At 61.9% G+C, this 7467-nt stretch carries 6 protein-coding genes and 1 pseudogene; 5 read left to right on the top strand and 2 right to left on the bottom strand.

Going from position 1 to position 7467, the window contains the following annotated elements:
• Positions 1–67: 67 nt before the first annotated feature.
• Entirely contained in the window at positions 68–2725 is a 2658-nt protein-coding gene (locus F8N62_RS17195) for a sensor histidine kinase (protein WP_150711779.1), read from the top strand.
• Positions 2726–2768: 43 nt separating this feature from the next.
• Entirely contained in the window at positions 2769–3467 is a 699-nt protein-coding gene (locus F8N62_RS17190) for a response regulator (RefSeq protein ID WP_150711778.1), read from the top strand.
• Positions 3468–3599: 132 nt separating this feature from the next.
• Here the strand turns inward: F8N62_RS17190 and F8N62_RS17185 are convergent, their stop codons facing one another.
• Entirely contained in the window at positions 3600–4646 is a 1047-nt protein-coding gene (locus F8N62_RS17185) for a patatin-like phospholipase family protein (protein ID WP_150711777.1), read from the bottom strand.
• A 221-nt stretch (positions 4647–4867) separates the two neighbouring features.
• On the opposite strand from F8N62_RS17185, the gene F8N62_RS17180 reads away from it, so the two are divergent.
• From F8N62_RS17180 to F8N62_RS17170, 3 genes are all read left to right on the top strand, one after another.
• Positions 4868–5146, top strand: coding sequence for a hypothetical protein (locus F8N62_RS17180; protein ID WP_150711776.1), 279 nt, complete (start codon positions 4868–4870; stop codon positions 5144–5146).
• A 42-nt stretch (positions 5147–5188) separates the two neighbouring features.
• Entirely contained in the window at positions 5189–5956 is a 768-nt protein-coding gene (locus tag F8N62_RS17175; RefSeq protein ID WP_150711775.1) for a CHAD domain-containing protein, read from the top strand.
• 294 nt (positions 5957–6250) lie between these two features.
• A complete protein-coding gene (locus F8N62_RS17170) occupies positions 6251–7048 on the top strand; it encodes an acyl-CoA thioesterase (protein ID WP_150711774.1) in 798 nt (265 codons plus the stop codon).
• 6 nt (positions 7049–7054) lie between these two features.
• On the opposite strand, the pseudogene F8N62_RS17165 reads toward F8N62_RS17170, so the two are convergent.
• Positions 7055–7273: pseudogene (locus tag F8N62_RS17165) on the bottom strand (terminase); the annotation flags it as partial.
• Between the last annotated feature and the right edge of the window lie 194 nt (positions 7274–7467).

Raw genomic sequence — 7467 nt, 5'->3', positions numbered from 1 at the left:
AGGAGCTGCCGAAGGCTGCGATCTTTTAAAGCAAAACCCCATCCAACGTCGAACAAGGCATTGACCCATGAGCAACTCCGGCCGCGCCGACGCGCTGTTAGCTGACCTGCCCCGCGACGGCCGTGGCCGGCTCAAGGTTTTCCTTGGCGCCGCGCCCGGTGTCGGCAAGACCTACGCCATGCTGCAGGCCGCCCATACCCAGTTGCGCCAAGGCGTAAAAGTCATCGCCGGTGTGGTCGAGACCCATGGCCGCGCCGAGACCGAAGCACTGCTCGGCGGCTTGCCGCAGCAACCGTTGGTACGCTCGGAATACCGTGGCGTGATGCTCGAAGAAATGGACCTCGACGGCCTGATCAAAGCCAAGCCGAAACTGGTGCTGGTGGATGAACTGGCGCACAGCAACGCCCCCGGCAGCCGTCACGCCAAACGCTGGCAAGACATCCAGGAATTGCTCGCCGCCGGCATCGACGTGTTCACCACGGTCAACGTCCAGCACCTCGAAAGTCTCAACGATCAGGTGCGCGGGATCACCGGCGTGCAGGTCCGCGAAACCCTGCCGGACTGGGTGCTGCAAGAAGCCTACGAATTGCTGCTGATCGACCTGCCACCGCGCGAACTGCTCGAGCGTCTGCGCGACGGCAAAGTCTATGTGCCGGAGCAGGCCAGGGCGGCGATCGATGCATTCTTCACCCAGACCAACCTCACCGCCCTGCGTGAACTGGCGATGCAAACCGCTGCGGCCCAGGTCGATAACGATCTGGCCCAGGGTTATCGCCAGCTCGGGCAGGCCGCGCCGGCGGTGCGTGGTCGGCTGCTGGTCGGCGTCGATGGCGACGCCCAGGCCGAGCGGCTGGTGCGTCATGCCAGCCGCGTCGCTCAGCGTCGGCATTTGCCGTGGAGTCTGGTGCACGTCGACAACGGCAGCGTGCGCGACGAGCAGTCGCGTTTGCGTCTGCAAAGTGCTCAGCAACTGGCGGAACGCCTCGGTGGCGAAGTGGTGTTGTTGCGCGCCGGCGAAGTCGCGAAAACCCTGATCCAGCACGCCGCCGAACGCCGCGCCAGTCTGGTGCTGGTCGGTCAGTCGCGCCAGCGTCTGCGCCGCAGAGTGTTCGGCGGAGGTCTTGCATCACGCCTGCTGCGCGATGCGCGCGGCCTGGAAATCAACGTCCTCGACAGCGATCACGAACAGCATCAACCGCGCCAGCGCGCGACTCATTCGCTGGTGTGGTTCGACTATGCGCTGGCGCTGATGGCGACACTTTTGGCCAGTGCCCTGGCCTGGGCAGTGGCGAGTGTTTTACCGCTGCCGAACATCTCGCTGGTGTTCCTCGCTGCCGTGTTGCTGGTGGCGGTGCGCAGCAGTCTCGGCCCGGCGCTGGCCTGTGCGGCGCTGTCGTTTCTGACCTATGACTTTCTGTTCATTCCGCCGAATTTCTCCTTCAGCATTCAGCGCGAAGAAGACGTGTTGACCTTGCTGTTTTTCCTGCTGATGGCCGCGCTCACCGGCAACCTCGCGGCGCGTCAGCGGCGACAATTGCAGGCGCTGCGCGACACTCAGGAAGAGACCACTGAACTGCTCGACCTGTCGCGCAAACTCACCGCTGCCACGGACCGGCAGGCCGTGGTCAGCGCCGCCGCTCAGCACCTCAACGGCTGGAGCGATTTGCAGCTGTGCCTGCTTAATCGCGACGGACCGGCGGGCTGGAAAATCGAAACCGGTGGCCCGCTGGAATTCACCGAAGCCGAACGCGCCGCCGCCGATTGGGCCTGGCAACACGATCAACCGGCGGGGGCGGGCACCGGCACGCTGCCAATGGGGCGCTGGTGGTGGTGGCCGCTGTCGGTGGAGGACGGGCCATTGGCGTTACTCGGGGTGTGCGCGAAAGCGGGCCAGACCTTGAGCGGCCAGCGTCGGCGTTTGCTGACCGCATTGAGTCAGCCGCTGGCTCAGGCCTTGGCCCGGGCGCAGCTGGCCGAGGACCTCGAAGCCGCCCGACTGCACGGCGAAACCGAGCAGCTGCGCAGTGCCTTGCTGGCCTCGGTGTCCCACGACTTGCGTACGCCGCTGACGTCCATGCGCGGCAGCATCGACAGCTTGTTGGCGCTCGGCGAGGCGATCCCGCTGGAGGATCGCCGGGAACTGCTCGAAGGTACTCGCGATGAAGCTGAACGCCTCGACCGCTATATTCAAAACCTGCTGGACATGACCCGCCTCGGTCACGGTGCGCTGAAGCTGGCGCGGGACTGGGTGTCGCCGGCTGACATTGTCGGCAGTTCGCTCAATCGCTTGCGCGCAGTGCTGGCGCCGTTGCAGGTCAGCACCGATGTGCCGTCGCAGTTGCCGCTGCTGTACGTCCACGCCGCGCTGATCGAACAGGCGCTGATCAATGTGCTGGAAAACGCCGCGCGTTTTTCACCCGCTCAGGGCCGGCTGCAATTGCGTGCCGGGGTTGCTGAAAACGAGCTGTTCTTTTCAGTCAGCGATGAAGGGCCCGGGATTCCCGAGGATGAGCGGGCGAAGATTTTCGACATGTTCTACACCGCTGCGCGCGGTGATCGGGGGGGGCAGGGCACGGGGCTGGGGCTGGCAATTTGTCAGGGCATGGTCGGCGCTCATGGTGGGCGGATCAGCGTTGCCGATGGCATCGAAGGGCGCGGCACTTGCATCACCCTTCACTTGCCTTTGCAGGAACAACCCGACGTTGAAAGTGAGCATTCAGTGTGAAGCCTGATACCCTCTCGATCTCTCCCTGCCGCGACCGCCAACCATGAGCCAGACCGCGACCATTCTGGTCATCGACGACGAACCGCAGATCCGCAAATTCCTGCGCATCAGCCTCGCTTCCCAGGGCTATAAAGTGCTGGAAGCGGGCACCGGCACTGAAGGCCTGGCGCAAGCCGCGCTGAGCAAGCCGGACCTGCTGGTGCTCGACCTCGGCCTGCCGGACATGGACGGCCAGCAAGTGCTGCGCGAATTTCGCGAATGGTCGACGGTGCCCGTGCTGGTGCTGTCGGTGCGCGCCAGTGAAGGGCAGAAAGTCGAAGCGCTGGACGGTGGCGCGAATGATTACGTGACCAAGCCGTTCGGCATCCAGGAGTTTCTGGCGCGGGTGCGTGCGTTGTTGCGCCAGGCCCCGGCAGGGGAGGCGCAGCAAGCGGCGTTGTTGTTTGGCCCGTTGACCGTGGACCTGGCGTATCGACGGGTGTTGCTGGACGGTGTCGAAGTGGCGTTGACCCGCAAGGAATACGCGGTGCTCGCGCAACTGGCGCGGCATCCGGGGCGGGTGATCACGCAGCAGCAATTGCTCAAGGATATCTGGGGACCGACCCATACCGAAGACAGTCACTACTTGCGCATTGTGGTCGGACATTTGCGCCAGAAACTGGCGGATGATCCGACCCGGCCAAGGTTTATCGTGACCGAGGCGGGGGTTGGGTATCGGTTGCTGAGTGAGGGTGGTCTGTAGCTTTTGCGGTGATTGATCCGGCCTCATCGCGGGCAAGCCCGCTCCCACAGGGACATGTGTTGTTTGCTACACCACTGATCCCTGTGGGAGCGGGCTTGCCCGCGATGAGGCCCTTTGCCTCAACGGAAAGACTCAGGCATCCCGGTCCCGCTCCTTCTCATACCGATCCAGCGTATCCCGGGCAATTTCCCGTCCCAGTGCGATCAACTCCGGCGCTTTGTAAAACTCGAAAAACCGGCACACCCGCTTCGGTACGTTGATCAGGATATCCGGCGGATAGCCGGCAATCTTGTACTGCGCCAACGAGGTCTGCATCACCTCGAAACTCTGGTTGATCAAGTCCAGCAAAGAAGCCGGCCCAACGTTGTCGATGATGAACGAGCCAGTGGCAGATTTCGGCGCGCCTTCGCGCTCTGGGGCCGCCGCCGGTTGCTGGGCTTCGGGTTCGGCGGACTCGATCCACGGGTTGACCTCCGCCGCTTCCGCCATCAATGCTTCCTTCTCCAGTAACAGCAGTTGTTCCGCTTGCTTGCGGCGGAAGGGCAGCTTCGAGCCCATCGAGTTGATCAGCCGGTCGAAGCGCGATTTGAACGCTGGAGGGCGCTGGATCACCGGCAACTTATAGTGACGCTGGTTAGTCGAGTTGAGGTTGACGGCGATGATCAGGTCGCAATGACTCGACACCACCGGCACGATCGGCAACGGGTTGAGAATGCCGCCGTCTACCAGCATCCGGTTGCCCTGCATCACCGGGGTGAACAGGCTGGGGATCGCCGCCGAAGCGCGCATGGCCTGATGCAGGCAACCTTCCTGAAACCAGATTTCCTGCTGGTTGGTCAGGTCGGTCGCCACCGCCGTGTAGGGGATGCGCAGGTCTTCAATGTTGATCTCGCCGACGATCTTGCGGATCTGCCCGAACACCTTTTCCCCGCGAATCGCGCCCAGCCGAAAACTGACGTCCACCAGACGCAACACGTCGAGGTAATCCAGGCTCTCGATCCAGTCGCGATAATCCTTGAGTTTGCCAGCGGCATAGATCCCGCCAACCACCGCGCCCATCGAACAGCCTGCGATGCAGGCAATGTCGTAGCCACGTCTTTCGATTTCCTCAATGACACCGATATGGGCATAGCCCCGGGCTCCACCGGAACCGAGTACCAGTGCGACACGCTTTTTCATGAATCGCCCTCATTTGACCAGGTTGAACAATGCACCCATCAAGGGGCGCGCTTCAATCGCCAAGGTCGCTTGATGAAGGATGGCGTCGTTTTTTCGATACTCCATGGCGGCAGTTGGGTATTCTCGCAAGCACTGCAGTTTCCGAGACGGGACCAAGGCACTTTTCACGCGCCGGACCGTCTTACCTGCACGACTGTTGACCTATCTTTGAGGTGTAAGTGATGAAAGCCTGGATCTGTGTGCCTTTGATTGCCCTGGCACTCGCCGGTTGTGCCGGTAAAACCGCTTACCGCGAGAGCTGCGGTAGCCAGATTGATGCCGCGTGGCATGAGCTGGACTTGGCCAAGGCCGAGGGTTTAGCCGGGACTGTCAGCTATTCCAAGGCCCTTTCACTGCTGACCGGCGCGAAGACCCAGCAGCAGTTTGAAGCCTACGAGGGTTGCGCCAACAAGGCTGAAAAGGCGCGCTTCTACATTCGTGAATCCCGCGCCGGCCGTTAAGGCATGATGTAAGCCTCAGAAATTCGATTCAGGGAGAAAGCGATGTCTGCCTTGGTTGATCGGTTGATAGCTCACGTGCTGGGCATGGAAATCCGTTTACTGGCCTGCCAGGCCCGTTTGCATGCCCGCACCGACCCGGAAGCCTTGCACGATCTGCGCACCACGGTCCGCCGTTTGCGCAGTCTGCTGCGGCCGTTGCGCGGTTTGCCCGGAGTCGAGCAGCTGGAGGCGGCGGCGTCACGGGTCGGCGACTTGACCACGCCGTTGCGTGACCGCGAAGTGCTGGCGGCGTATTTGCTCCAGCACGACCAACCCGAGGCGGCGCAACGTCGCATGGCGCAGATGGCCGAGGCCTACCCGGCCGTTGCGGCCAGTCCTGAGCTGGCGCAATTGCTGATGTTTTTCGACGCTTTTCCGCGTTTTCTACGGGCATCGCAGCGTCAGGGGTTGCTCAAGGGGCTGCGCAAAACCATCGAAAAACGCCTGGCTAAACAATGGAAGAAACTCGATCAGGCGTTGCACGATCCGGCCCATGACCGGCATCGACTGCGTCTGCTGATCAAGCGCGTGCGCTATGGCATCGAAGCCTATCCTGAACTGGATCGTTTACCGAAGCAGGCCTTGCCCAGGCTGAAATCTGCCCAGGCCGCGCTGGGTGATTGGCACGATTGCTGGCAATGGCTGGCCCGTGCCGAACAGGAAGCCGATCTGCAACCTTGTGTGGCGGTGTGGAAAACCACCATGGCCAAGGCCGAAGCCCGCGCCGACCGGGTGCTCGACAAACTCAGTGCTGCCTGCTTCAAATCCTGAAACTGCAACATCCCTGTGGGAGCTTGCTTGCTGTGGTGAGGGGATTTATCCCCGTTGGGTGCGAAGCGCCCCTAAACCCAACTACTGCAGTATTGAATCAGAATGCGCTGCCTGGTTTACGATTGCTTCGCAATCGGACGGGGATAAATCCCCTCACCACAGCAGGCTCGTTCTCACATTGATTGCTGTTGAAACTACGGCCTTTCTGTCCGCCTATTTGGCCGGAACAATCGCTGTGCCACGGTCGAAGGCTGGTTAAGATCCCTCCATCTATTTCCTGCCCCTGAGGTTTTCATGCGTTTTTCCGATCTGCTCGACGCCGTCCGCAGCCAGCCGCTTGAGCTGTCTATCCCGGCTGAATGGGCGCAGGGGCGTGCCAGTTTTGGTGGTCTGGTGGCGGCGCTGCAATACGAAGCCATGCGCGCCCGGGTGCCGGCGGAGCGTCCGGTGCGTTCACTGGCGATCACCTTCGTCGGGCCGGTCGAGCCCGAAGTGCCGGTCAGTTTCGAAGTCGATGTGCTGCGCGAAGGCAAGGCCGTCAGCCAGGTGCTGGGCCGGGCAGTGCAGAACGGTCAGGTGGTGACGTTGATCCAGGGCAGCTTCGGTGCCTCGCGACCGTCCGAAGTCGCGGTGACGGCCACTCCGGCACCGGAAATGAAACACTGGGACGACTGCGAGGAACTGCCGTACATCAAAGGCGTGACCCCGGAATTCATGCGTCACATGGCGATGCGCTGGAGCGTCGGCGGCCTGCCGTTCACCGGCAACAAATCCCGCGACATGGGCGGTTGGGTTCGCTTGCGGGGGGATGTGAAGGAAGAGGCGGTCACTGAGTCGCATATTCTGGCACTGGTGGATGCGTGGCCACCGGCGCTGTTGCCGCATTTGAAGAAAGTCGCGATGGGCAGCACGCTGACCTGGACCATCGAATTCGTCCAGCCATTGCTTGAACTGAGCACCAGGGACTGGTGCAAATACTACGTTGAAATCGAACATGCCGCTGACGGCTACGGTCACGCGGCGGCGAAGCTGTGGAGCGCAGACGGTCAGTTGATTGCCATCAGCCGGCAGACCGTCACGGTATTTGCCTGATCAGTCATGACCATGACGTTGCAGGCCCAATGCTGCGAGCAGGCCGATGACGCCAATCGCGACGTTGGCGAAGCTCAGGCTGAATACCCCGCACGCCAGCAGCAGAAACGCCACGATAAACAGCGGTACGGCAATCAGTTGCATCACCAGATGGGCCGGGTGCTGATGATTGGCCGGGCACACGCGCCATTGCCAGGCGGGAAGGTGGGGGTGACGTTTGCCCATGATGCTGATCCTCGATCCGTGTTGAACACATGATTGAAGAATAGGCGCGGCATCAGCGGGCGGCGAATCGAGGTTGGCTATCGGAATGATAGGTGGCCATGTTAGGAATTGATGCTGCCGAGGCTGACGCCTTCGCGAGCTGGCTCGCTCCCACAGGGGTTTTGCGTCGTACCCAATTATTGTGAACGACATGA

The sequence above is a fragment of the Pseudomonas fluorescens genome (assembly GCF_902497785.1).
Classification (GTDB): Bacteria; Pseudomonadota; Gammaproteobacteria; order Pseudomonadales; family Pseudomonadaceae; genus Aquipseudomonas; species Aquipseudomonas fluorescens_BO.
This window is presented reverse-complemented; position numbering and strand designations above follow the sequence as displayed.

Bases quoted from the DNA above. Each gene is read 5' to 3' on its own strand.
- F8N62_RS17195 (WP_150711779.1), top strand. From the start codon at position 68: ATGAGCAACTCCGGCCGCGCCGACGCGCTGTTAGCTGACCTGCCCCGC.
- F8N62_RS17190 (WP_150711778.1), top strand. From the start codon at position 2,769: ATGAGCCAGACCGCGACCATTCTGGTCATCGACGACGAACCGCAGATC.
- F8N62_RS17185 (WP_150711777.1), bottom strand. From the start codon at position 4,646: ATGAAAAAGCGTGTCGCACTGGTACTCGGTTCCGGTGGAGCCCGGGGC.
- F8N62_RS17180 (WP_150711776.1), top strand. From the start codon at position 4,868: ATGAAAGCCTGGATCTGTGTGCCTTTGATTGCCCTGGCACTCGCCGGT.
- F8N62_RS17175 (WP_150711775.1), top strand. From the start codon at position 5,189: ATGTCTGCCTTGGTTGATCGGTTGATAGCTCACGTGCTGGGCATGGAA.
- F8N62_RS17170 (WP_150711774.1), top strand. From the start codon at position 6,251: ATGCGTTTTTCCGATCTGCTCGACGCCGTCCGCAGCCAGCCGCTTGAG.